Genomic DNA, 24,960 nt, shown 5'->3' with positions numbered 1-24,960 from the left:
TCGCGAGTTCAATAATCTCTTATATTTGATATAAAATCTAAAGGTGGTTAATTCATTACAAACTTATTTTCTAAATAAGAAACTGGAGTCCAATAAATCCGAAAAAGCTTCGGAAATTAAAGGATCTAAAGTTGGTATCTTATTTAATGATGATGTTTCAGATAAATATCAACTTCAGCAGCTTATTGAAAAGAATTTTGATGTAAAGCCCTCGGAAATCTATTTTCTAGGGTTCAGCAGGCATAGGTATGACAGAGTTGAAAAGCCTGATTTTGTTTTTATACAAAAGGACTTTTCTATATTTGGCCAGCCAAAATCTAAAGTAATTTCTGAATTTGTAAATCGCGACTATAAGTTATTATTCAATTTTTTTGGAAAGAATGAGTTGTGTTTAGAGATTGTTGCACAACTTACCAAAGCCAGACTTAAAGTAGGTTTGAACGAATCCAATGCTGAAATCAATGACCTTTCATTGGCTGTAGATTCCAGAAACCTTGATTTTTTTAAAGAAACTTCGAAATATATTAAACAAATAATTTAAATAACAAATGACAAAATTCTTGGGAACAGGAGTTGCATTGGCAACTCCTTTTACTAGCAGTAATGAGGTAGATGAAAATGCATTAAGACGCTTAGTTCAATTCCAAATCAAAAATGGAGTAGACTATCTTGTGGTAATGGGAACCACAGCAGAAAACGCAACTTTGAGTAAAGCAGAAAAAGAGCTGGTAAAGACCACTATAAAGCAAGAAAACAATGGTAAGTTACCATTAGTTTTAGGCCTTGGGGGAAACAACACTGCACAAGTGGTAAGCGATTTGAAAACAGAAAATCTAGATGGTTTTGACGCTTTACTTTCAGTTTCTCCATATTATAATAAACCAACGCAGGAGGGAATTTATAAGCATTTTGAAGCTGTATCGAAGGCTTCACCGCTCCCTATTATTCTTTACAATGTCCCAGGAAGGACAAGTTCCAATATGCTGCCTTTAACGGTTACCCGTTTGGCAAATGACTTTGAAAACATCATAGGTATAAAAGAAGCTGCTGGAGATATAGTTCAAGCTATGCAAATATTAAGAGATACACCATCAGATTTTCTTGTGATTTCAGGTGACGATATGATTACTTTACCCATGTTGCTTGCTGGTGGAGCAGGAGTCATTTCAGTAATGGCTCAAGGATTTCCTGCAGAATTTACCAAGATGGTAAATTTGGGTCTTTTGAAAAAAACAAAAGAAGCCTATGCCATTCAATTTGAGTTGATGGATGGAATCGATCTTATTTTCAAAGAGGGAAATCCGGCAGGAATTAAGTCTGTTTTAGAATTAAAAAAAATAGCAGAAAACAATGTAAGATTGCCCTTAGTTGAAGCGAGTTCAGAATTGAAATCAGCCTTGAGCGTTTTCATAAATCAGTTGAAATAATCCGGTATTTATTGCGTTTTTATTATCGAAGATTTATCCTTAATTTTGCACGATATTTAAGTTTATGAAACGAATTATAGTTCTTTTGGTAATAGTTCTTGGATTTTCCTCATGTAGTGAGTACCAAAAAGTCTTAAAAGAAAAAGAGGTACAGCCAAAATATGAGTTATCAAAAAAGTTTTACGAAAAAGGAATAGAAACCGGTAAGAGTAAATACCATAGGAAGGCTATACGTTTGTTTGATCAGATTTTACCGCAATATAAGGGTAAACCCTCTGGGGAGACAGTCACTTATATGAATGCAAATGCTCACTATCTCATTGGGGATTATTTTTTATCGGGCTATATGTTTGAGCGTTTTACAAAATCTTACCCAAATAGTGAAAAGGTAGAAGAAGCTTTTTTCAAAAGTGCAAAAAGTTACTATGAAGTCTCTCCTATTTATAGCAAAGACCAGGAAGACACTAATAAAGCTTTAGCAAAACTTCAATTTTACATCAATACTTATCCAGACGGGGAATTCTTTGAGACTTCCAATGCTATGATTCAAGAATTGAGTTTGAAAATAGAAAAGAAGTTTTACGAGATCTCGAAACAATATCATCATACTGAACGCTACAAGGCTGCGATTCAGTCCTTTGATAATTTCAATTTAAGATTTCCAGGTTCAAAATTTAGAGAGGAAGCTTTCTTTTATAAATTTGAATCTGCATACATCTTAGCTATAAATAGTATATCTTCACTGGTTCCAGAACGTTTGGCGGAAGCTAAAGTATATTATGAAGACTATATCAAATATTATGGAGACTCAGGAAGTGAACTTTCTGAACAAGCTAAGGTTTATGCAAAAGACATAGAAGAACGTACAAATACACAAACAGAATTATGAATTCAAATATCAAACACACCAACGCTCCAATAAGTACAACCACAATCAATAAGAATAAGGTTGATGCTGCTACCGGAAACATTTATGAAGCAATTTCAATTGTTTCTAAGCGTTCCAATCAAATCAACGTAGAGATGAAAAAAGAGCTATTGGAGAAACTCGATGAGTTTGCTACTTATAATGAAAACCTTGATGAGGTTTTTGAAAATAAAGAGCAAATTGAAGTGTCCAAGTACTATGAGAGACTTCCAAAACCACATTCTATAGCAATGGATGAGTGGTTGGACGATAAAATCTACTATAGAAACACCAAAGAAAATACCGAAGAGTAATAAAGATTGCTAATGAGTATTTTAAGCGGCAAGCATATCCTATTAGGAATTACGGGTGGCATTGCCGCTTACAAATCTGCTTTCTTAGTCAGACTTCTTAAAAAAGCGGGAGCAGATGTGAAAGTAGTGATGACTCCAGAGTCAGAACAATTTGTTACACCGCTTACCCTTTCAACTCTTTCAGAAAATCCTGTAGTTTCCTCGTTTACAGATGAAGAAAAAAACTGGAACAACCATGTAGATCTCGGTTTATGGGCAGATTTAATGTTAATAGCCCCGGCAACAGCCAACACTTTATCCAAGATGGCTTCTGGAAGTGCAAATAACCTCTTGATTACCACATACCTTTCAGCTAAGTGTCCGGTTTACTTTGCTCCAGCAATGGATCTAGACATGTACAAGCACAACACTTCCAAGGAAAGTATTGAAACCTTAATCAGTTTTGGGAACAAGTTTATCAAACCCGAATCTGGCCAGTTAGCCAGCGGACTTGTTGGTGAGGGAAGAATGGCAGAGCCAGAAAATATTGTCAATTTTATTGAGCAAGACATCCTCTTGCAGTTACCCTTAAATGGTAAAACTGTTACTATTACTGCGGGACCAACTTACGAGGCCATTGATCCTGTCCGTTTTATAGGAAATCATTCCAGTGGGAAAATGGGATTTGAACTTGCACAGCAAGCCCTGGATCTTGGAGCAAACGTAAATTTAATTTCGGGACCTACCCACTTGAAGCTCAATCACAGCAATTTGAATAGAATAGATGTAGTGAGTGCTCAGGATATGTTTGAAGCTGCAACTTCATGCTATCAAACTTCTGATATTGTTATTGCAGCTGCTGCAGTTTCAGATTATAAGCCCAAACAACAGTTTGGACATAAACTTAAAAAGAGCGAAACGTCTATGCAAATAGATTTGGAACCAACTCAGGATATTTTAAAATATCTGGGACACATCAAGACCCATCAAATTTTAGTTGGATTTGCTTTGGAAACCAATAACGAAGAAGAGAATGCAAAAGCAAAATTGAAGAAAAAAAATCTTGATTTTATCGTTCTAAATTCATTAAATGATAGTGGTGCAGGTTTCAAAACAGACACCAATAAGGTAAAAATCATAACAAATTCAGAAATCTTTCGTTTTGAAACTAAACACAAATCTGAAGTAGCAAAAGATATTTTGGGTCATGTTTTGAAAATTGCAAGTCTATGAATGTAAAATACCTCATATTTATCTTCCTATTTCCATTCCTGGGTACATCTCAAGTTCTGGAAGCTGAGGTAGTTTTGGATGCTCAGCAAACAGGAAGGAATCAGTTATCTATATTCTCCACTTTGGAAAGGGATTTGTCTGAATTTATAAACAATACCCAATGGACCAGCTCTACTTATAAACCACATGAGCGCATCAAGTGTAGTTTTAATGTTATTATACAGGCTTACGATTCTGACAATTTTCAGGCAACAGTTCAGGTACAATCTTCAAGACCAGTTTTTGGGTCATCTATGAATTCGATTTTGTTGAATATAAAGGATAATGACTTCAACTTTACTTACAAAGAGTTTGAGCCACTTAATTATAATCCAAATGTGTTTTCTAATAACCTTGTATCTACGATAAGTTTCTATGTTTACACGATCTTGGGTTACGATGCCGATAGCTTTATAGAAGGTGGTGGAGATGAATTTTATGAAGAAGCCAGGAAAATTGTGAATGCTGCCAGTCAAAGAGGAGGAAACGGGTGGACAGAATCTGGTGCATCACAAAGTCGTTTTGGTATCAACAGGGATTTACTTTCAGGAAATTTTTCAAATTACAGAAAGGCTCTCTATGTGTATCACAGGCAAGGTCTGGACTTAATGCACAAGGATGTTGAAAAAGGAAAAGAAAACATCCTAACAGCCATCAACTTGATATCTGAAAATTCTAAAAGTAGACCAAATGCAGCCTTATTCAGAATTTTCTTTGATGCAAAGTCTGATGAGATAATGCAAATCCTGAGTGGTGGACCAGAAATGGACATCAATTCTACTGTGAGCACCTTAAATCAGGTTGCTCCTGTGCACAATAGGAAATGGCGAAGGATAGGTGAATAAATGTGACTGAGATTACTCAATATTTAGTAGATTAGCTCTTGGATTTAATCGTTTAAATTTTCACTTGTGCTTAGAGTTCTTGGGATCAAAAATTTTGCTCTTATTGAAGATATCAGTCTTGAATTTACAGATAACTTTTCAATTATCACTGGTGAAACCGGTGCTGGTAAGTCCATTATTCTTGGAGCCCTTTCCTTACTATTAGGAAAAAGAGCAGACCTAAACTCTATTCGAAATTCTGAAAAAAAATGCGTGATAGAAGGTCACTTTTCCGTTGGAGCGTTTAGTCTAAAGACATTATTCGAAGATTTGGATTTGGACTATGAAGAAGAAACCATCATAAGACGTGAAATCCTGCCTTCGGGAAAGTCCAGAGCATTTGTCAATGATACTCCGGTAAAACTTTCTAGTTTAAGTGAACTCGGTGTACATCTTATCGATATTCACAGTCAGCATGAAACCTTATCTATTGGGAATCAGGATTACCAGTACGATGTTTTAGATACAGTAGCTCAAAATTCAGAGTTAAGAGAAACTTATTCTCAAAATTTAAAATTGCTGAATACGTTTAAGAAAGCATTTGATGAACTAAAGTCAAGACAGATAAAAGCAGATGAAGCCTATGATTATAATGTGTTTTTACTTTCAGAATTAACTGAAGCTAATTTAAAAACTGGCTTACAGGAAGAGTTAGAATCTACACAGAGTAAACTAAGTCATGTTGAAGAACTTCAGGAAAAGTTAGGTCAGTCTTATCAGCAGCTTGACGAAGAGTCGATTGGTGTTGTCGCACAGCTAAGAGAAATCAATATGCAGTTAAGGAAAGCTTCTCAGCTAGATCCTAACCTTGGTGAACTTCACCAAAGAATCGAGAGCATATTGATAGAGGCAGAAGACATCAGTTCTGAAACTCAAAACCAGCTTGAGTCTTTGGATGCTGATCCTAAGACCTTGGAGGAAGTAAATGAAAAATTACAATTGATTTACAGTCTTCAAAAAAAGCATCATGTATCGGATGTAGCAGGGTTATTGGAAGTCAAAGAGAATCTCGAACAGCAGGTTTCTGTAAAAGAAAACGCTGAAAAAGAACTTAATCAGGCTGAGCTACAAATTACTGAACAGGAACAAAAGCTTTCAAAAATTGCCAAAGCACTCTACGAAAGCAGAGAAAAAACAACCAGCATTATAAGTGATGTGGTAGAGAAAATGTTGAGCGAGTTGGGAATTCCTTACGCTAGACTGCTAGTGAAAGGGAACTTAACCAGTACTTTCAACTCTAGAGGGGCAGACCATTTTGAATGGTTGTTTTCTGCCAATAAAGGCAGTGAGCCTCAAGACATCAAGCGGGTAGCATCAGGTGGCGAATTATCCAGAATTACCCTTGCTGTGAAAAGCTTGCTGGCTCAATACGACAATCTTCCGAGTATTATTTTTGATGAAATTGATACAGGTGTATCTGGAGATGTGGCTACAAAAATGGGAGTTATTATGAAGAAAATGTCAGGTTCTCTTCAAGTTATTTCAATCACTCATTTACCGCAAATAGCAGGTATGGGGCAGCAGCATTTTAAAGTTTATAAAACTACTGAAAACGAAACCACTCAATCCAATATAAAGGTTTTAAAAGACAAGGAACGAGTTATCGAACTTGCGGAAATGCTTGGAGGAGACAAAACTTCTGAATCTGCACTAGCTCACGCTCAATCTTTGTTAAAATGATTAACTTTACAACATTCAAACAAACATAAGACTATGTCATATAATTTATTAAAAGGAAAACGCGGAATTATCTTTGGTGCTTTAGATGAAAACTCTATAGCGTGGAAAACAGCAGAACGTGCTCATGAAGAAGGAGCTAGCTTTGTTTTAACCAATGCTCCTGTGGCCTTACGAATGGGAACCATCAATACTCTTGCAGAAAAAACAAATTCTGAAGTCATTCCAGCAGATGCAACAAAAGTTGAAGATCTAGAAAATTTGATCGAGAAATCACAAGAAATCCTTGGTGGGAAAATTGATTTTGTACTTCATTCTATTGGAATGTCTATCAATGTGAGAAAAGGAAAACACTACACCGATCAAAATTATGACTGGACTCATAAAGGATTGGATGTCTCGGCGATGTCTTTTCATAAACTGATGCAAACCCTTCATAAAAAGGACGCGATGAATGAGTGGGGTAGTATTGTAGCACTTACCTACATGGCGGCACAGCGCGTATTTCCAGATTACAATGATATGGCAGATAATAAAGCATATCTTGAATCCATAGCAAGAAGTTTCGGTTATTTCTTTGGCAAAGAGAAAAAGGTAAGAGTCAATACCATTTCTCAATCTCCAACACCAACTTCTGCTGGACAAGGGGTAAAAGGGTTCACAGGCTTTATGAATTACGCCGAGAAAATGTCACCCTTAGGAAATGCTACAGCATTGGAGTGTGCTGATTACACCTTGACGTTATTCTCAGATTTAACCAAAAAAGTAACCTTACAGAATTTGTTCCACGACGGTGGATTTTCTAATATGGGTGTGAGTCAGGAAATTATGGAAGCAATGGAGGAGTAAGGATAATTTGTACCATTTATTATTAATAAAGAAAGCTCTCAAATCAGAGGGCTTTTTTAGTTAATAAAAGATTAATTCTATTAAAACAAAGTTAAGATATATAAGGTTTAACATAGTTAGCTAAATGTTTAAAATGAGTTTAACTAGTTTCATGCTAAACTTAAAATTTATATAATTATGAAAAGAATTACAATGATCTTTTTAGGATTAGTATTTGTTTTTTCTGCAAATGCTCAAGATTTAAAAGTGGCAACTTCAAATGAAAAAGTAGTACAACCCGAAGTCCCAAAAGCAGTAATATTTGATCAATCGGATATCACGACTTCTGGTTTTTCATCTATTTTTGCAAATTTAGAAGGACCTGAGGGAGAGGCTGTTTATGCGACTGATGATTTTTCGCTTCCAACTCCTACTAACATAACTTCAATAACAGCTTACGGTTTTGCAAATGGTTATGATTCTCCACAAAATTTTTTAGACTCGATTACAGGTGTAAATTTATACATTTACTCTAATTCTGCTTTAAACACTCCTGACGGAGACCCTCTACAATCCGGTACAGGATTGTTAGAATTAGAAGATTTAGATCCGAATGGAACTTCTGTTAATATTACAAGCCCTAGCCCAGGTCAATTTAATTTTAGTATTGATATACAAGAAGCTTTAGGTTCAGATTTTGAATTACCTGCAGGAAATTATTGGCTTGTTGTTGCTCCAAATATGGATGTATCTGTTGCTAATGGTGATTTTAATTGGAATTGGTATGATACTGCTCAGCCTAATGCTGGTGTAAATGAGGGTCATTTATTAGCGCCTAAATTTGATGTCAACGATTGGCTGAGTTACTCAGATGCTGGCCTTAGCCTTGGTAGTACAGCATTCATAATTGAAGGAGATGTTGTTGGTGAATTTGCTCAAGTTCAAGTTGTGCACAATGCGCCAGACCCTGCAGCTTCTGTTGTGGATGTTTATGTAAATGGGGATTTAGCTATCGATGACTTTGAATTTAGGACAGCTACATCATTCTTAGCTCTACCAGCAGGGGTTGATTTAGATATTGATATAGCACCTGGAACAAGTACAGATGTTTCTGAAAGCTTATTCACTGCCACTGTAAATCTTGTAGAAAATGAAAACTATATAGTTGTTGCTGATGGAGTTTTAGATCCGACACAATTTGATGATTCTGTGAATGCTATAGATTTTAATCTTGAAGTATATGCAGGAGCAAGACAAGAAGCAGCTACATCAGGTAATACAGATGTATTAGTTCACCATGGTGCTCCTGATGCGCCTACAGTAGATGTAGTTAATCAAGCAGACGGTAATGTATTAGTTGACGATATTAGTTATCCAGAGTTTCAAGGTTATTTAGAATTACCAACAGATGACTATTTAATTGACGTTACTACAGCTGATAATTCAACAAAAGTTGCTGGATATCAAGCTTACTTAGCTGATCTAGGCCTAGATGATGCAGCTATCACTGTATTTGCTAGTGGATTTTTAGATCCTTCTGTAAATCAAGACGGTCCTGCTTTTGGTCTTTGGGTGTCTTTAGCTAGTGGAGGTCCATTAGTAGAATTGAACGACGAAGACTTTGTGCCATTTCCAGCTCCTTACTGTGGACCATTGGATTATGGTAGTGTTGAACCAATTACCAATGTTGAATTTGGTGGCATTGAAAACAGATCTGACGCTTCTTTAGGCGGCAGTCCTGCACATGAAGATTTTACTGAAATTTCATCTGACGTATTGATACAAGAGGAGTCTTACGATATAATCTTAGAAGGTAATACAGGTGGTAGTTTTGAAAATGCTTTTGTTGTCTTTATTGACTGGAATCAAGATGGAGTATTTGATGGTGAAGATGAGGTAATAGAAATCATACAAACAATTGATAATTCAAACGGTGAAGATGGCCAGCAAGCTATACAATCAATTGAAGTTCCTGCTAATGCTTTAAATGGTGAAACTAGAATGAGAATTAAAAAGTTTTTCTTTGTTAATGATCTTCCTAGCGATTATTTAGATCCTTGTGTAACTAGTTCAACTTTTGGACAGGCAGAAGATTATACCTTAAATGTAGGTACTTTATCAAATGATAACTTTGATTCTAAAGACTTTAGCTATTATCCGAACCCAGTTAAGGATGTGCTTTCTATATCTACAGCTTCTACTGTAGAAAATATCAAAGTGTATAACATGCTAGGGCAACAAGTTAAAGAAACAGCTCCTAATTCTTCTAATCCACAAATAAACTTAAGTGAATTCAACTCTGGTGTTTATTTAGTGTCGTTAGAAGTAGAAGGAAATATTCAAACTTTTAGGGTTATGAAGCAATAAGCCGCTTTATTTATATAAATAATTATTAAATCCCGGGATTTTATCCCGGGATTTTTTTTAGCAAAAAATAAAATATTTTAGCAAAAAATTATAATAAATGATGTTTTAACAGAATAATTAGTTAAAAATTTAAGTATTTCGTCTATCATTTGATAGTTATTTAACTATATTAGTTATGAACTTAAAACCTTAAATTTTTTGATTATGAGAAAAATTACATTATTAATGACATGTGTGTTTCTTTTTTCCACGGCCTTTGAGTCCACGGCACAGGAAAGAAGCATCAATGAGTTGATTCAGTCTTATGAAATCAACAAAAACAGCCCGAATAACTATACTCAATTCTTCACAATTGAAGAAATGAAGAAACTTAACGCCTATCTAAAAGATCAAACTACTCCTGAAGTTATCAATCAGAACCTTAAAAATGGCGTATTAGCATATGGTTGGGAATCACAAGCTAATGGTTATGGTAGTTACGATATAAGCAGTCCTAATGATTATACCACTATATCAGGTGGTGCACCGATTGCAGATGGAGATTTTGAAGGTGCTGGAGCTATTGATCCTTTCAACAATACTACTGGTTATACCGCAGACAACGTGGGAAACCTCTATGCTCTTGATGTTTTGACTGGAACTTACACCCCAGCAGGAAATACTGGTTTAGCAACTGGTTTCACAGGTCTTGCTTACAATCCTGAGGATGGAGTTCTTTATGGCGTAGATAGTAACAACTTATATCTCGTGGATCCTGATACTGCTGATGCAACTTTGATAGGATCATTGGGGCTGCCTGGAAATGACGCTAATCCAACAGGTATTGCAATAGCCTTAGCAATTGACGGTTCGGAAACAGCATATACCTATGATATTGTTTTAGACATAGCTTACTCGATAGATTTGAGCACAGGAGCAACTACCGCATTAGGCCCAATTGGTTTTGATGCCTCTTTTGGTCAGGGAATGTTCTATGATCAAGCATCAGATCAAGTGTACCTTGCCGCTTTTAACGTTGTGGGAAACCTTTCTGAACTTCGCATTTTAGACACTACTACGGGAGGAACCACTTTAGTTGGTGAAATAAGCCCTGGTGCCGTAACACAAGTTGGCTGGTCTTCTGTTCAGAATGCACCTCCTTTGGAATTTCCATTACCTTACTGTGGACCGATTGAATTTTCTTCCGGTGTTGAACCAATCTCAAATGTTGAGTTTGCTGGTATTGAAAACAGATCAGATGCTTCAGTTGGAGGTTCGCCAGGACACGAAAATTTCACTTCTATTAGCGGTGATGTATTAGCTGGAGAGTCTTATGAGATTGCTTTAGAAGGGAATACAGATGGAGCTTCATTTACTAATAGATTTGTAGTCTTTATCGACTGGAATCAAAATGATATTTTGGATGATGAGGGAGAAGTTTATGAAATTACTGAAACTATTCAAGGCTCAACTGGTGAAGATGGTCAGCAGGCAGTTCAATTGCTTGAAGTTCCAATCGATGCTTTAGAAGGTCAAACCCGGATGAGGATTAAAAAAATATTTGGAACTACCAATTATTTAGATCCTTGTTTAGGCACTACCTTTGGTCAGGCTGAAGACTACTCTATAAATGTAACGACTCCAGTAGCAAGAGCTCAGGTAGTGCATAACTCTCCAGATCCTTCAGCTGAATTCGTAGACGTATATTTAGGATCTACTCTTTTACTGGATGATTTTGAATTCAGAACTTCTACACCATTCGTGGACGTGCCTGCAAATCAGGAAATTACTTTAAGTGTAGCGCCTGGAACAAGTACTGATGTATCTGAGGCTTTATACAGTGTTGATGTAACACTTGTTGATGGAGAAACTTACATAGTAGTTGCCGATGGAGTTTTAGATCCATCTCAATTTGATGATTCTGTAAATGCCATTGATTTTGCCCTGCAAGTATTTGCTGGTGGAAGAGAAGCAGCTGCAACATCAGGAAATACAGATGTATTAGTTCACCATGGTGCTCCTGATGCGCCTACAGTAGATGTTGTGAATCAAGCAGACGGTAATGTATTAGTTGACGATATTAGTTATCCAGAGTTTCAAGGTTATTTAGAATTACCAACAGATGACTATTTAATTGACGTTACTACAGCTGATAATTCAACAAAAGTTGCTGGATATCAAGCTTACTTAGCTGATCTAGGCCTAGATGATGCAGCTATCACTGTATTTGCTAGTGGATTTTTAGATCCTTCTGTAAATCAAGACGGTCCTGCTTTTGGTCTTTGGGTGTCTTTAGCTAGTGGAGGTCCATTAGTAGAATTGAACGACGAAGACTTTGTGCCATTTCCAGCTCCTTACTGTGGACCATTGGATTATGGTAGTGTTGAACCAATTACCAATGTTGAATTTGGTGGCATTGAAAACAGATCTGACGCTTCTTTAGGCGGCAGTCCTGCACATGAAGATTTTACTGAAATTTCATCTGACGTATTGATACAAGAGGAGTCTTACGATATAATCTTAGAAGGTAATACAGGTGGTAGTTTTGAAAATGCTTTTGTTGTCTTTATTGACTGGAATCAAGATGGAGTATTTGATGGTGAAGATGAGGTAATAGAAATCATACAAACAATTGATAATTCAAACGGTGAAGATGGCCAGCAAGCTATACAATCAATTGAAGTTCCTGCTAATGCTTTAAATGGTGAAACTAGAATGAGAATTAAAAAGTTTTTCTTTGTTAATGATCTTCCTAGCGATTATTTAGATCCTTGTGTAACTAGTTCAACTTTTGGACAGGCAGAAGATTATACCTTAAATGTAGGTACTTTATCAAATGATAACTTTGATTCTAAAGACTTTAGCTATTATCCGAACCCAGTTAAGGATGTGCTTTCTATATCTACAGCTTCTACTGTAGAAAATATCAAAGTATACAATATGCTAGGACAGATGGTGAAAGAAACTGCGCCAAAGTCTGCTAATCCACAAATCAACTTAAGTGAGTTCAATTCTGGAGTTTACTTAGTTTCATTGGAAGTAGAAGGACGTGTAGAGACCTTTAGAGTGATAAAGCAATAGCTTATCTCTTTCAAATTTGACTTAATCCCGGAGCTTTGCTTCGGGATTTTTTATTTGTAATATCTTTACACCATGGTAGAACTTCATTTTTCTTTTATAATTCCTGTTTACAATCGCCCTCAAGAAATTAGGGAACTTTTGGAAAGCCTTCTAAAGGTAGACGGTGCTTTTGATATTGTCATAATTGAAGATGGTTCTCAGGAAACCTGTGAGAATGTTGTAGATGAGTTCAAATCCCTTTTGAACATTTCCTATTACTTCAAAACCAATTCAGGTCCCGGGGATTCCAGGAACTTTGGAATGAAGAAGGCTAAGGGGAACTACTTTATTATCCTGGATAGTGATGTCATCGTTCCTTCGGATTATTTGCAGGTAGTCAGCGATCAATTAAGGGAGAGGTATTTAGATTGTTATGGAGGAGCCGACAAGGCTTTGGATACCTTTACGAGCACTCAAAAAGCTATTGATTACGCTATGACATCACTACTAACAACGGGAGGAATCAGAGGTAACGTAAGGTCGAAAATTTCAAGATCCTATGAGCCCAGAAGCTTCAATATGGGTATTTCAAAATCAGCATTTATCGAATCTAAAGGATTTGGAAAACTACACCCTGGAGAAGACCCAGACCTCTCAATACGTTTGAAAAAACTAGGCTTTAAGGTTGGTTATATTGATGGGGCTCATGTCTATCATAAACGAAGGGCAGACCTATCAAAGTTTGCTTCACAGGTTTTTAAGTTTGGACTCGTAAGACCAATCCTCATATCAAGATATCCAGAGAGTGCAAAGCCCACCTATTGGTTCCCTAGTGTATATACTTTCTTACTCCTACTGGGGATCATTCTATTGGTATTTAAGCTACATTTCATCCTATATTTTTTTGCCTTGTACAATGTTTTAATTTTTGTAGATACTTTAATAGATTATAAAAACTTAAAAATTGCAATTTTGAGTATACTGGCTACCAACCTTCAATTTTTAAGTTATGGTGCTGGCTTTACGCTGAGTTACCTTAAAATTCATATCTTAGGACAAAGTCCTGAAAAAACATTCCCAAAATTATTTTTTAATTAATGAGTAAATTCAATCAAATTGATAACCTAAAAACCAATCTCAAAAAAAGGAATTATAAAGCCTTTTTCTTTTTTATCATCTTTACGCTTTTCATTTGGTCATTTGTTCAAATGTCAAAAACCTATGAACATAGCATAGCAATCACTTTCAGTTTGGAGGATGTTCCGCAAGACATCATCATAGAGAATAGCTCTAAAACCTTATCAGCTGAAATTCAACAAACAGGGTTTAAAATATTATCTATCAATCTCTTCAACTCGTCTATAAGTTTGGCTTTTAATGAGCTTGATTCTCTTCAGAATCAATATGGTTACGATCTTAAAAAAAATAAAGTTCAGATTGCAAAATCTTTGAAGCTCTCTTCAGAAGATTTGAAGTTGAGTCAGGACAGTCTAAGGTTTGATCATTACAGGCTTTCTACTAAAAAATTAAAACTAAAGCCAAATTTTAAAATTAGTTTTGGTAAAGGCTATGATTCTATTGGAAGCTTTAAATTTGAGCCAAGTTTTATTGAAGTTTCTGGAAATGATTCCATTCTGAAAGGTTTTGAATATATTTCTACCCAAGAAAAAATTCTACGAAATGTTTCAGATACTATATCTGGAAGTATTGAAATTCAAAAAATAGACAGTGTTTCAATAAACTATTTAGTAGAAACTGTCAATTTTACCCTGCCTGTTGCAAAGTTTACAGAAGGAACTTTTGAAATTCCAATACACATTGAAAATGCAGACATTAATGGTGAACTTGTTATTTTTCCAAAAACAGTCAATGTCAATTTCAAGACAAGTCTTTCCAACTATGAGCGCATTGATGAATCAGGGTTTAAAGTCATAGCCAACTACAAATCATCTGAAGATTTTATGTTACTCGAACTTGTCGAGAAGCCTAGACTCGTAAAAAATGTCTCTTTAGAGAATTATAAAGTCGATTATCTGATTAAAAAATAAAGATGAAAAAGATAGGTCTTACTGGTGGAATAGGAAGTGGGAAAAGCACAGTTGCAAACATGTTCAAAGAGAATAACGTCCCCGTATTTATCGCAGATATTGAAGCTAAAAAGATACTAGACAAGCCTGAGGTTGCTTCTGAAATAGCTAAAACATTTAATTTGGATCTAAATTCAGAGGGCTTAATTCATAAACCAGATTTGTCTGCTATTGTTTTTAATAACACAGAAGCTCTAAATAAGCTGAATTCCATTATTCACCCCAAAGTTCATACTAAATTTGAAAATTGGCTCAAGAAACAACAGGCTGCTTACATCATTTACGAAGCTGCTATTATATTTGAAAAAAAAAGGGCTTCAGACTTTGATCACACCATTCTTGTGACAGCACCAGAAGATACTAGAATTGAACGCGTTATGGCAAGAGATGGAGTAGGTAGAGACGATGTAAAGTCAAGGATGAAGGCGCAGTGGTCTGAATCAAAAAAAATAAACCTGGCAGATTTCATTATTGAAAACATCAATTTAATAGAAACTCGGCAACGGGTTAAGGAACTTCATAAGAAGTTTTCAAATATTTCAGATAAATAGGAGGATTGTCTTGTTAACTTTCGGTTAAACAAAGAGAAAGCGTTTTGTTAAAACTGTAATTTTGGCAAAATGAATCAACGTATATTTACATTCATAATTGTATTGATGAGTGTTTCCTTAATAGGAATCATCTTCGTTCAGGGCTACTGGATCAAAAACACAGTAGAAAGTAACGAAGAACAATTTTCTATGGGTGCTAAGCAAATTCTCATCAACGTTGTTCAACAACTGGAAAAAGAAGAAGTTGATAAATATTATTTCAAATTTGCTTCACTTGCAGATTCTGAAACTCCTATAAAGACTCAACTTACCGAAATATTTCAAATCCCGGATGAAGGCTTTTCTACCGAGTATTTTACTTATTCCAATCAATTATTTCAAGAAGATTATAAAGTAGCTTCTCCGTTTTTAGCAGAAAATCAGGACTCTATTGAATTTAAAAAGTTGGTTAATCGCAAAGTGACTGCCGTAACCAGAAGAGATGGAATAGATGGAAATACAGCGAATGCCCTTGAGCGTTTTGAACGTATAAACAATCTTGAGGAAGAGCAAAAATACTTATGGTTGGATGCCATAAAAGAAATGGCTTCCAAGATTCCGATACATAAGCGTGTAGATACTTTGGAAATAAAAAAATTGATAGATGAGCAAATGAAAAAGCGAAATCTAAAATCAGATTATGATTTCGGTATTTACAGCAATGCATTGTCAACCAAAGTCCGGACTGCAAGTTTTGAACTAAATTCACCTTCCACCTACGGAGTTCCTGTATATAGTTACAACGATGAGTTTTCAGACTATCAGTTGTTTATCAACTTTAAAGATAAGAATCAGCAAATTTTATCATCAATAGCGTTGATGGGTGGTCTTTCTGTAATGTTTACATTGGTGATTGTTCTAGCCTTCTCTTCTGCGATTGGTCAGTTGATAAGACAGCGACAAATTTCTCAGATCAAAACGGACTTCATCAATAATATGACCCATGAGTTTAAAACACCTATAGCAACCATCAATCTCGCATTAGACTCAGTTAAAAATCCTATGATTTCCAAAAATCCTGAAGCTGTCGACAGGTACATGAATATGATTCGGGAAGAGAATAAGAGAATGCATGCGCAAGTAGAAAACGTATTGAGAATCTCTAAGCTTGAAAAAAACGAGCTTGATATCGATAAAGAGAAATTAAATTTACATGAAATAGTTGAAGATTCTATAAGCCATATCAGTTTGATCGTAGAGGATCGTGGAGGTGAGATTGAAACTGATTTTAAGGCTAGTAGAGATTCAATTTTGGCAAACGATTCTCATTTTTCAAATGTTATTGTCAATATTTTAGACAATGCAGTAAAATATTCAACCGATGCTCCAAAAATCGAAGTATCTACAGAAAATGTAAATAATTATGTCGTTCTGATTATTTCAGATCATGGAAACGGAATGTCAAAACAGGTTCAGAAAAAAATATTTGATAAATTTTATCGGGAACATACCGGAGATGTTCACAATGTGAAAGGGCACGGACTAGGTCTTGCTTACGTGAAGCGTATTATAGAAGACCATCACGGTGAAATTTCTGTCAAAAGTGAAAAAGGAAAAGGAAGTTCATTTATAATTAAATTACCATTAATATCATAAATATATGGAAACTGAAAACAAGAAAATTTTATTAGTAGAAGACGATCCAAATTTTGGAATCGTATTGAAGGATTATTTATCCATGAATAGTTACGAAGTTACGCATGCCAAAAATGGTATGGAAGGCTTTGAGAAGTTCAAAAAAGGGAATTACGATCTATGTATATTAGACGTTATGATGCCTTACAAGGATGGATTTACATTGGCTAAAGAAATTAGAGCCAAAAACGAAGACATTCCTATCATTTTCCTTACAGCGAAAGCCATGAAGGACGATGTGCTTAAGGGCTACAAAGTAGGTGCAGATGATTATCTGAATAAGCCATTTGATAGCGAAGTGCTTTTGATGAAGATAAAAGCCATCATGCAGCGCAAAAATTCCGACACACTTGCTGACAGTAAGCAGTTTGAATTCACAATTGGTAATTTCCACCTCAATTCTAAATTGAGATTTTTAACCTATAAGGAAGAAGAGCCGATAAAACTTTCTCCAAAAGAGAATGAGTTGCTGCGTTTGCTGGCACTTTATGAAAACGACCTCATGCCTAGAGAATTGGCATTGACTAAGATCTGGCGAGATGACAATTACTTCACTTCCAGAAGTATGGATGTCTATATCGCCAAATTGAGAAAATATCTGAAAAAAGATGATACTGTGGAAATTTTAAACATTCACGGTGAAGGTTTCCGTCTTGTTGTAAAAGGCTCAGACGGGAAAGGTGCTTAAGTAATATTAAGCCTCTTTTTTCAGTTCCAAGATGATATAAAAGACTAATCGTTATGTACGATTAGTCTTTTTGTTTTCTATAGTGAAAAGGATGTCTTCTAAAGGCGTTTCAAAGTGAAACCAGTGTATGTCTGGATCTTTCTTGAACCAGGTGAGTTGCCTTTTAGCAAATCTTCGGGTGTTTTTTTTGATTTCTGAAATGGCTTCTGCTAAGCTTAATTTACCGTCGAAATAACTAAATAACTCTCTGTATCCAACGGTTTGTAAAGCATTAAGATGCCTGGACGGATAAAGCCTTTTGGCCTCTTCCACCAGTCCTTGCTCAATCATCATATCCACGCGTTTTTCAATTCTACGGTAGATCACCTCCCGTGGAGCATCCAAACCAATTTTAATCACCTCAAATGGGCGTTCTTTTTTATCTTGATTTTGAAAAAAAGTGAAGGATTTTCCAGAGGTTTCTACCACTTCCAAAGCTCTGGTGAGTCGTCTTGGGTTTGAGATTTCGATCACGTTGTAAGCTTCAGGATCGTTTTCCTTCAGCAAAGCCTGCAATTTTTCAAGACCTTCAGTTTCAAAAATGGAAGTATACTTCTGCCTGATTTTCAAAGGAATTTCAGGAAAAGTATCAAGTCCTTCTGTTATTGCTTTTTGGTAAAGCCCACTTCCACCCACCAGAATGGCTTTGGACTTCGTTTTAAAAATTGTTTGAAGCTTGGCAATTCCATCCGCTTCAAATTTCCCAACATTGTACTCATCTTCAATTGAAAGGTGTTGTATAAAGTGATGTTGAGCCTTGGCAAGCTCATCCTCAGAAGGAACGGCAGTTCCTATAGTCATTTCCTTATAAAACTGCCTGGAGTCTGCTGAAAGGATTTCGGTAGAAAACTGATTGGCGAGCTTAAGGCTCAGGCTGGTTTTACCAATAGCGGTAGGACCGACAATGCAAATCAAAGTGGGTTGATCAGTTTGCATCTTCAATATCTTTCTTTTCCTTTTTGCTTTTGTTTAAAGAATATCCGCATTTGTGACAGAATTCAGCATCATCTCTATGTTCATTTTCGCCACACTCATAGCAAACCTGAGTATTGGTTCTAGTATTTTCTTTAGCCATTTCAGCGGTAACAATTCCTGTAGGAACAGCTATCACTCCATAACCTAAAAGCATGATGAGGGTTGCAATAAACTGACCAAGCGGTGTGACAGGGTGAATGTCTCCAAAACCAACAGTGGTAAGGGTAACAATGGTCCAATAGATCCCTCTAGGAATAGAAGTGAAACCATGCTTAGGACCTTCTACTAGATACATTACAGTACCAGCAATCACAGAAATAATAATGACACTGTATAAAAAAATAAAAATTTTCGGTAAACTTCTTTTTAGTGCAACGGAAACTTTAGAGCCTGCACCAGAATATCGTACTAACTTAAAAACTCTAAACACCCTTAGTAATCTCAAGGCTCTAAGAGACAGTAAAGCTCCTGAACTTGCAAAAATCAAAGAAACATAAAGTGGTACTGTAGATAGAAAGTCGACGATGCCGTAAAAACTAAAAATATAACTTTTGGGCTTTTTGATACTGATGATCCTCAGGATATATTCTATGGTAAAAAATATAGTGATGATCCATTCTAAATTCACAAATAGGGTGTGGTATTCTATACTGATGTGGTCAACGGAATCTAAAACAACAAGAACTAAGCTCAGTATGATGACGATTAATAAAGCAACATCAAAAGCTTTTCCTGCTTTTGTGTCTGCTTCATAGATTACTTCATGAACTTTTTCTCTCCAACTCATAGTAAGATTCTAAAAATTAATAATTTTCATCGTTTTATGAGATTTCCTTAAGTAACTTTGGATGATATGCTGCGCATCTCTATCGTTGGGCATAGGATTGATGATGTTCTTAAGAATTGACATATTTTCAATCTGGAAATTGAGTTCTGTATATCCGGCTCCAGTAAGCTCCCCATTTTCAATTAAAACCACGCTTTTCTCACCATGATGCCGACCTCTGTCTTGGATAATCATGTTTTTGTTCTGGTAGTCATAAAAGTCGATCAGCTGCTTTACGCGCTCATTATAACTTTCTGGAGTTTCTTCTTCTACACAAGCTCCATGGCATTGCTTGATGGTATAATTGAAACACGCCCCTCTGGTTTTGTGCAGTCCCGTTAACTTTTGGCAAAGCTCATAAGTTTCCAGTGCTCGCTCCATAAAAGCTTTGCCTTGTTGGTAATTGGTAAAGCTTGTGATGTAGTTTTCTTTGGGTTTGATTTTTGAAATACACAAATTCACATAGCCATTATGATCTGTAAAAGCATACAAGCCATGCGTAAATAGATCTTTTTTGAGTGCCGAGTTAAATTTAGGCTTCAGTGCTTTGATGGACTGATTTTCCTTCAGCAATGCCAAAAGTTCGTTGCCTGTTCGTTCAAAATCAACCGAAACTACGTGTTCCTGGATTTCTTTAGATTTTGGCGCATCACTAGTAAAGTGCTGGTTAGCCCGCTTTTTCATGTCCTTGCTCTTGCCAACGTAGATGATATCGCCCTTGTTATTAGAAAAATAATACACCCCAACGGCATTGGGTAAATCGTCAATTAAACGAATCAGTTTTTGATCAACGCTGCTTATTGAGTTGAGTTTTAGGTTTGAGCTTATGATTTCCTTGTTTACATCCTTTTCCAGCAAAAGCTTGAACAACTTTACCGTTGCCAGGGCGTCACCACTCGCTCGGTGCCTGTCTGTGATAGGAATGCCCAGTTTTTTCACCAGCTTGCCTAAGCTGTATGAGTCAAAGCCAGGTAATAGTTTTTTGGATAATTTGACGGTGCATAAGGTTTTTCGGTCAAAATTGTACCCCAACCTATCAAACTCCAGACGCAACATTCTGTAATCAAATTTAGCGTTGTGAGCCACAATGATGCAGCCTTCGGTAATTTCAACAATCCGCTTAGCGACTTCATAAAACTTTGGGGCATGATGCAGCATTTCGTTGTTAATGCCCGTGAGTCCTACCACAAAAGATTGAATTTTCCGTTCTGGATTCACCAAAGAGATGAATTGATCCACCACTTCATGACCGTCGAATTTATAAATAGCAATTTCTGTGATTCCCTCTTCGTTGTATTTTCCTCCAGTGGATTCTATGTCTAGTATGGCGTACAATCTAAGCGCGTAAATTATCTTGAGTAAGCCACAAAAATAAAGATATAATTCTGTTTCAAAGCCTTATAGAGGAAAGTTTAAGTACAGCTTTACAAGGTTTTTTTCTTTTCTATTCTGAATTTGACACTGCGAATTTAATAGCTTTACGACAAAATGGCATGTATTTGTTGATTAAAACGGACAGTTTGGCGCATAAATAGCCTAAAACCTTTTAGATGTTGAATCTAAGCCTGAAAATACATCTGAAATCTCCATTTTTTCACGCCAAAATCAATTTGGTACTCATTTTGAAAAAAGTATAATAAACAAAGAAATTAACCTTTAAAAATTTATAAGTATGTTACCAACACGTTTTGCAAACCAAGAAGTAAGTCTATTTGATAGACTGTTTAACAACGACATGTTCAACAGAGACTTTTCTGAAACAAACACCACTCTGCCTTCTGTCAACATCAAAGAAACTGAAGATAAGTTTGGTGTAGAAGTAGCCGTTCCAGGCTTCAATAAGAAAGATTTCAATATCGAATTGAACAACAACGAGTTGACTATTTCATCAGAAAAGAAAGAAAAAAATGAGCAAAAAGATGGCGAGCGCTACACGCGTAGAGAGTTTAGTTATCAATCGTTCAGAAGAACATTTACTTTACCAAATACAGTGGATGGCGAGAAAATTTCAGCTCAGTATAAAGACGGAGTATTACATGTAGATATTCCAAAACGCGAAGAAGCGAAGCCAAAGCCACCAAAGCAAATTGCGATCAAGTAATGCTTTTGGAATAATTAGAATTAGCCAAATTTTTAAAGACCCTGAACTTGTTTCAGGGTCTTTTTTTTGGGATCTGCTTGTTATCCTGAATGTAGCAAAGCGGATCTAATAACAACTAGCAGATAAATTAGTTGTCCTGACTTAAAATTACGTAAGATGAGGACTAAACGTATCAGAATCAGAGTTAGATTCTACTTCAAACTAATCTCCGTGGCCTCCGTAACTTTGTGGTGAATAGCAAGAGGTATGGACTCGATAGGTTTTTTAAAAAGCAGTTTTCAGAGAACTTTTATTTTTAGATAGATTGAAGATGACAGGGCGCTGCCCCTTCACTTTAATTGAAGTAGGTCGAGTTATTAAGATTAGAGGGCGCTGCCCTCAAAACATAGCCTTATTACCCTTATCCTTTGAAATCTTTTGCATAGAATGTGACTTTTCGTAATAATCTCTGCGTTCTCCGCGTCTCTGCGGTAAAAAAATTATAAAGAATTAATGCTTTTTGTCTCAGGTGTATCTCTACCTTAATGCCTTGCCCCAAAAATCGAACTTCCAATCCTTACCATATTAGTCCCGTGCTGCATCGCGATTTTGTAATCACCACTCATCCCGATGGAAAGAATACTAAAATCAGCTTGAGTTTTTGAGGTTTCCTCGTAGAGGTCCTGCAGAACTTGAAATTCTCTGTGGATTTGGTCTTCATCCTCGGTAAAAGTAGCCATGGCCATTAAGCCTTTCAACTTGACATTCTTTAATTCTGAGAGTTTTTCATCCTTAAGAAAAGCTCGTAATTCGTCTGGAGACATGCCATATTTGGAATCTTCTTCAGCAATCTTCACCTGTAATAAACAATTGATCACACGATCGTTTTCTTTTGCTCGCTTGTTGATTTCTTTCAGCAGTTTCAGTTTATGTACAGCATGGATGAGATCCACGTAAGGTGCCATGTACTTTACCTTGTTGGTTTGGACGTGACCCACCATATGCCATTGGATGTCCTTGGGCAAAGCTTCCCACTTGTCGGTCATTTCCTGGACTTTGTTTTCTCCAAAAATACGCTGACCAGCTTCGTAAGCTTCCATTAAGTCTTGGTTGGGTTTGGTTTTGGATACCGCCACCAGGTCAATATGCTCGCCCAATTCTTCAGTGAATGTTTTGATGTGTTCTTTTATAGTGCCTTCCATAGCTTTAGTTTCAAAATTCATAAATCGTAATCCCACTTCTCAATCGCGGTTCGATAAAGGTAGTTTTGGGCGGCATTTTCATGCCTTCGTCGGCAATGGTTTTCATTTCTTCAATCTTGGCAGGATACATACCAAAGCCAACTTCAAATTCGCCATTATCAATCATGCCCTTCACGTAAGCCATATCTTTTTGTCCCTGGCTATATTCGAGTCTGGAATTATTTCTTAAATCTTCGATCCCCAAAATAGGCTTTAAGATGGTTTGATACAAAATCTGTGCATCGAGCTTGGATAAAGCATCGTTGAAATCATAATTTCTAAACCTTAAATTCAATTCGTAAAAATCTCCATCCAAATACATGCTGAAGTGATGAGGCTTGGAGGGCTTGTAATAATTCTGCTTTAGATTTTCAATCTTGAACTGCTCATCCAGCTTGATCAAAAACTCATCTTTGCTCAAACCGTTCAAATCTTTCACCAATCGGTTGAATTCATGAATTCTCAAATGACTTTCAGGAATGAAAAAGCCCATAAAGTAATTATATGCCTCAGTTCCTGTGTGTGCTTCATTTTCAGCCTGGAGCTTTTTCTTTAAATCAATAGATGACAAACTTCTGTGATGACCATCAGCGATATAAATATGCTGCATGGCTTTAAATTCAGCTTCAATTTGCTTCTGAAGTTCTTCCTTTTCAATTACCCAAAAGTGGTGCGTTTCTCTGGAGGTAGTGGTGAATTCATATTCTGGTCGTTCTTTCATCAGCTCTTCAGAAATCCCTTCCAGCACCTCATTGTCAGGGTAGGTAAGCAGCACAGGATCAGCATTAAACCGAACGGTTTTTAAATATTCAGTAAAAATATCTACTTTTTCTTTGAGCGTATCTTCGTGTTTTCTGATGATGTTTTTCTCGTAATCTTCAGTGCTCGCCGCTCCTACAAAACCTACAAACTGAATTTCATTACGGTAGATGATTTTGTGTAAATAGTAGCAAGGCTTTTCATCTTGTTTAAAACTGCCGTCCTCTTTAAATTCTTCAAACCTGTTTTTGACCAGTCCAAAACGCTCCTTTCCAGAAATCTCTTTGTTGTATTTGTACCCAGGATTCACAATATGCAAAAATGAAAACGGATTGTTGTCCAACCGCGCTTCTATTTGAGCTTTGGTGTAAGTATCATAGGGTTTTGAAGCAATTAGACCTACTTTATCTCGAGTAGGTCTAGTCGCTTGAAAAGGTTTTACAATCGGCATGTCTTAGGATACAAATTGTGAAGATACTTTTTCTGCCTTTTTACTTTCGCTGTAGTCGTAGAAGCCTTCACCAGATTTCACACCTAGTTTGCCAGCTCTTACCATATTGACTAGCAGTGGGCAGGGCGCGTATTTAGGGTTTTTAAAACCGTCGTACATGACTTCAAGGATGGAAAGACAAACGTCCAATCCGATGAAATCTGCTAACTGTAGTGGGCCCATCGGGTGAGCCATACCCAGTTTCATGACGGTGTCAATTTCTTGAACCCCCGCTACATTGTTGTATAAGGTTTCAACGGCCTCGTTGATCATCGGCATCAAAATGCGATTGGCTACAAATCCTGGATAGTCGTTGACTTCCGTTGGAACTTTACCTAGCTTTTTAGCCAATTCTACAACGGTGTTAGTGATCTCATCACTGGTGTTGTAACCTCTAATGATTTCTACCAATTTCATGATTGGTACAGGATTCATAAAGTGCATGCCAATCACTTGTTTTGGTCTGCCAGTAACTGCGGCAATTTTAGTAATCGGAATGGAACTTGTATTGGTAGCCAAAATAGCTTCAACAGGACAAATTTTATCCAGTTCTCTGAAGATATCCAGCTTGATGCTTTCATTTTCTGTCGCCGCTTCCACCACCAAGTCAGCGTTTTTGGCTCCATCAGCTAGACTCGTAAAGGTGGTAAGGTTGGCTAATGTTCTTTTTTTGTCCTCTTCACTTATTTTTTCTTTGCTCACCATACGGTCTAAATTTCTCGTGATGGTCGCAATTCCTTTGTCTAAGCTGTCTTTAGAAACATCGATTAAGTTGACTTTATAATCGAATTGGGCGAAGGTGTGTGCAATACCGTTTCCCATGGTTCCTGCTCCTATAATTGAAATATGTTTCATG

22 protein-coding genes are annotated in these 24,960 nt (G+C 36.4%); 16 read left to right on the top strand and 6 right to left on the bottom strand.

Going from position 1 to position 24,960, the window contains the following annotated elements:
- Positions 1-43 precede the first annotated feature (43 nt).
- From LB454_RS04395 to LB454_RS04325, 15 genes are all read left to right on the top strand, one after another.
- Positions 44-541: a DUF6913 domain-containing protein gene (locus LB454_RS04395; RefSeq protein ID WP_224463406.1), complete on the top strand. Its 498-nt coding sequence runs from the start codon at positions 44-46 to the stop codon at positions 539-541.
- Between the two features lie 7 nt (positions 542-548).
- Positions 549-1,427, top strand: a complete 879-nt coding sequence (gene dapA, locus LB454_RS04390; protein WP_224463405.1) for a 4-hydroxy-tetrahydrodipicolinate synthase — start codon at positions 549-551, stop codon at positions 1,425-1,427.
- A gap of 64 nt (positions 1,428-1,491) precedes the next feature.
- Positions 1,492-2,316: an outer membrane protein assembly factor BamD gene (locus LB454_RS04385; RefSeq protein WP_224463404.1), complete on the top strand. Its 825-nt coding sequence runs from the start codon at positions 1,492-1,494 to the stop codon at positions 2,314-2,316.
- Entirely contained in the window at positions 2,313-2,648 is a 336-nt protein-coding gene (locus LB454_RS04380; protein WP_224463403.1) for a DNA-directed RNA polymerase subunit omega, read from the top strand. The genes LB454_RS04385 and LB454_RS04380 overlap by 4 nt, the downstream gene beginning before the upstream one ends.
- A 12-nt stretch (positions 2,649-2,660) precedes the next feature.
- Positions 2,661-3,860 carry a bifunctional phosphopantothenoylcysteine decarboxylase/phosphopantothenate--cysteine ligase CoaBC gene (gene coaBC, locus LB454_RS04375; protein WP_224463402.1) on the top strand — a complete coding sequence of 400 codons (1,200 nt, stop codon included), beginning with the start codon at positions 2,661-2,663 and terminating at the stop codon, positions 3,858-3,860.
- Complete coding sequence (gene porD / locus LB454_RS04370; protein WP_224463401.1) at positions 3,857-4,744, top strand: type IX secretion system protein PorD; 888 nt, start codon at positions 3,857-3,859, stop codon at positions 4,742-4,744. Before coaBC ends, porD begins: the two co-directional genes overlap by 4 nt.
- A 66-nt stretch (positions 4,745-4,810) precedes the next feature.
- Positions 4,811-6,463 (top strand): DNA repair protein RecN, encoded by a 1,653-nt coding sequence (gene recN, locus LB454_RS04365; RefSeq protein WP_224463400.1) that lies wholly within the window; start codon positions 4,811-4,813, stop codon positions 6,461-6,463.
- Positions 6,464-6,496: 33 nt separating this feature from the next.
- On the top strand, positions 6,497-7,309 hold the full coding sequence (locus LB454_RS04360) for an enoyl-ACP reductase FabI (RefSeq protein ID WP_224463399.1): 813 nt from the start codon (positions 6,497-6,499) through the stop codon (positions 7,307-7,309).
- Positions 7,310-7,486: 177 nt separating this feature from the next.
- Positions 7,487-9,655 (top strand): DUF4397 domain-containing protein, encoded by a 2,169-nt coding sequence (locus tag LB454_RS04355; protein ID WP_224463398.1) that lies wholly within the window; start codon positions 7,487-7,489, stop codon positions 9,653-9,655.
- Between the two features lie 204 nt (positions 9,656-9,859).
- The gene (locus LB454_RS04350; protein WP_224463397.1) at positions 9,860-12,715 is read left to right on the top strand and encodes a GEVED domain-containing protein; all 2,856 of its coding nucleotides are present in this window, start codon (positions 9,860-9,862) and stop codon (positions 12,713-12,715) included.
- A 72-nt stretch (positions 12,716-12,787) separates the two neighbouring features.
- A complete protein-coding gene (locus tag LB454_RS04345) occupies positions 12,788-13,792 on the top strand; it encodes a glycosyltransferase (RefSeq protein ID WP_224463396.1) in 1,005 nt (334 codons plus the stop codon).
- Positions 13,792-14,742, top strand: a complete 951-nt coding sequence (locus LB454_RS04340) for a YbbR-like domain-containing protein (protein WP_224463395.1) — start codon at positions 13,792-13,794, stop codon at positions 14,740-14,742. Before LB454_RS04345 ends, LB454_RS04340 begins: the two co-directional genes overlap by 1 nt.
- 2 nt (positions 14,743-14,744) lie before the next feature.
- On the top strand, positions 14,745-15,332 hold the full coding sequence (gene coaE / locus LB454_RS04335) for a dephospho-CoA kinase (protein ID WP_224463394.1): 588 nt from the start codon (positions 14,745-14,747) through the stop codon (positions 15,330-15,332).
- 69 nt (positions 15,333-15,401) lie between these two features.
- Positions 15,402-16,967 (top strand): sensor histidine kinase, encoded by a 1,566-nt coding sequence (locus tag LB454_RS04330; RefSeq protein WP_224463393.1) that lies wholly within the window; start codon positions 15,402-15,404, stop codon positions 16,965-16,967.
- Between the two features lie 4 nt (positions 16,968-16,971).
- A complete protein-coding gene (locus LB454_RS04325) occupies positions 16,972-17,694 on the top strand; it encodes a response regulator transcription factor (RefSeq protein WP_224463392.1) in 723 nt (240 codons plus the stop codon).
- A gap of 51 nt (positions 17,695-17,745) precedes the next feature.
- Here the strand turns inward: LB454_RS04325 and miaA are convergent, their stop codons facing one another.
- The 3 genes from miaA to LB454_RS04310 are packed head-to-tail and all read right to left on the bottom strand — an operon-like array spanning position 17,746 to position 20,869.
- The gene (gene miaA / locus LB454_RS04320) at positions 17,746-18,669 is read right to left on the bottom strand and encodes a tRNA (adenosine(37)-N6)-dimethylallyltransferase MiaA (RefSeq protein ID WP_224463391.1); all 924 of its coding nucleotides are present in this window, start codon (positions 18,667-18,669) and stop codon (positions 17,746-17,748) included.
- Complete coding sequence (locus LB454_RS04315) at positions 18,659-19,495, bottom strand: ion transporter (RefSeq protein ID WP_224463390.1); 837 nt, start codon at positions 19,493-19,495, stop codon at positions 18,659-18,661. The genes miaA and LB454_RS04315 overlap by 11 nt, the downstream gene beginning before the upstream one ends.
- Positions 19,496-19,504: 9 nt before the next feature.
- The gene (locus LB454_RS04310; protein WP_224463389.1) at positions 19,505-20,869 is read right to left on the bottom strand and encodes an exonuclease domain-containing protein; all 1,365 of its coding nucleotides are present in this window, start codon (positions 20,867-20,869) and stop codon (positions 19,505-19,507) included.
- 337 nt (positions 20,870-21,206) lie between these two features.
- Here LB454_RS04310 and LB454_RS04305 point away from each other — a divergent pair, with 337 nt between their 5' ends.
- Complete coding sequence (locus tag LB454_RS04305) at positions 21,207-21,635, top strand: Hsp20/alpha crystallin family protein (RefSeq protein WP_224463388.1); 429 nt, start codon at positions 21,207-21,209, stop codon at positions 21,633-21,635.
- Positions 21,636-22,156: 521 nt separating this feature from the next.
- On the opposite strand, the gene LB454_RS04300 is transcribed toward LB454_RS04305, so the two are convergent.
- Genes LB454_RS04300 through LB454_RS04290 form a run of 3 tightly spaced genes read right to left on the bottom strand, consistent with a single transcriptional unit; the run spans position 22,157 to position 24,959 of the window.
- Positions 22,157-22,816, bottom strand: coding sequence for a YggS family pyridoxal phosphate-dependent enzyme (locus tag LB454_RS04300; protein WP_224463875.1), 660 nt, complete (start codon positions 22,814-22,816; stop codon positions 22,157-22,159).
- A gap of 10 nt (positions 22,817-22,826) precedes the next feature.
- Entirely contained in the window at positions 22,827-24,065 is a 1,239-nt protein-coding gene (locus LB454_RS04295) for a DUF1015 domain-containing protein (RefSeq protein WP_224463387.1), read from the bottom strand.
- Positions 24,066-24,068: 3 nt separating this feature from the next.
- Positions 24,069-24,959, bottom strand: a complete 891-nt coding sequence (locus LB454_RS04290) for a 3-hydroxyacyl-CoA dehydrogenase family protein (RefSeq protein ID WP_224463386.1) — start codon at positions 24,957-24,959, stop codon at positions 24,069-24,071.
- Between the last annotated feature and the right edge of the window lies 1 nt (position 24,960).

Origin of the sequence: Psychroflexus montanilacus (genome assembly GCF_020164535.1) — a bacterium.
Taxonomy (GTDB): Bacteria; Bacteroidota; Bacteroidia; order Flavobacteriales; family Flavobacteriaceae; genus Psychroflexus; species Psychroflexus montanilacus.
The sequence above is the reverse complement of the archived record's forward strand: the minus strand, read 5'-3'. Positions and strand labels throughout refer to the sequence as shown.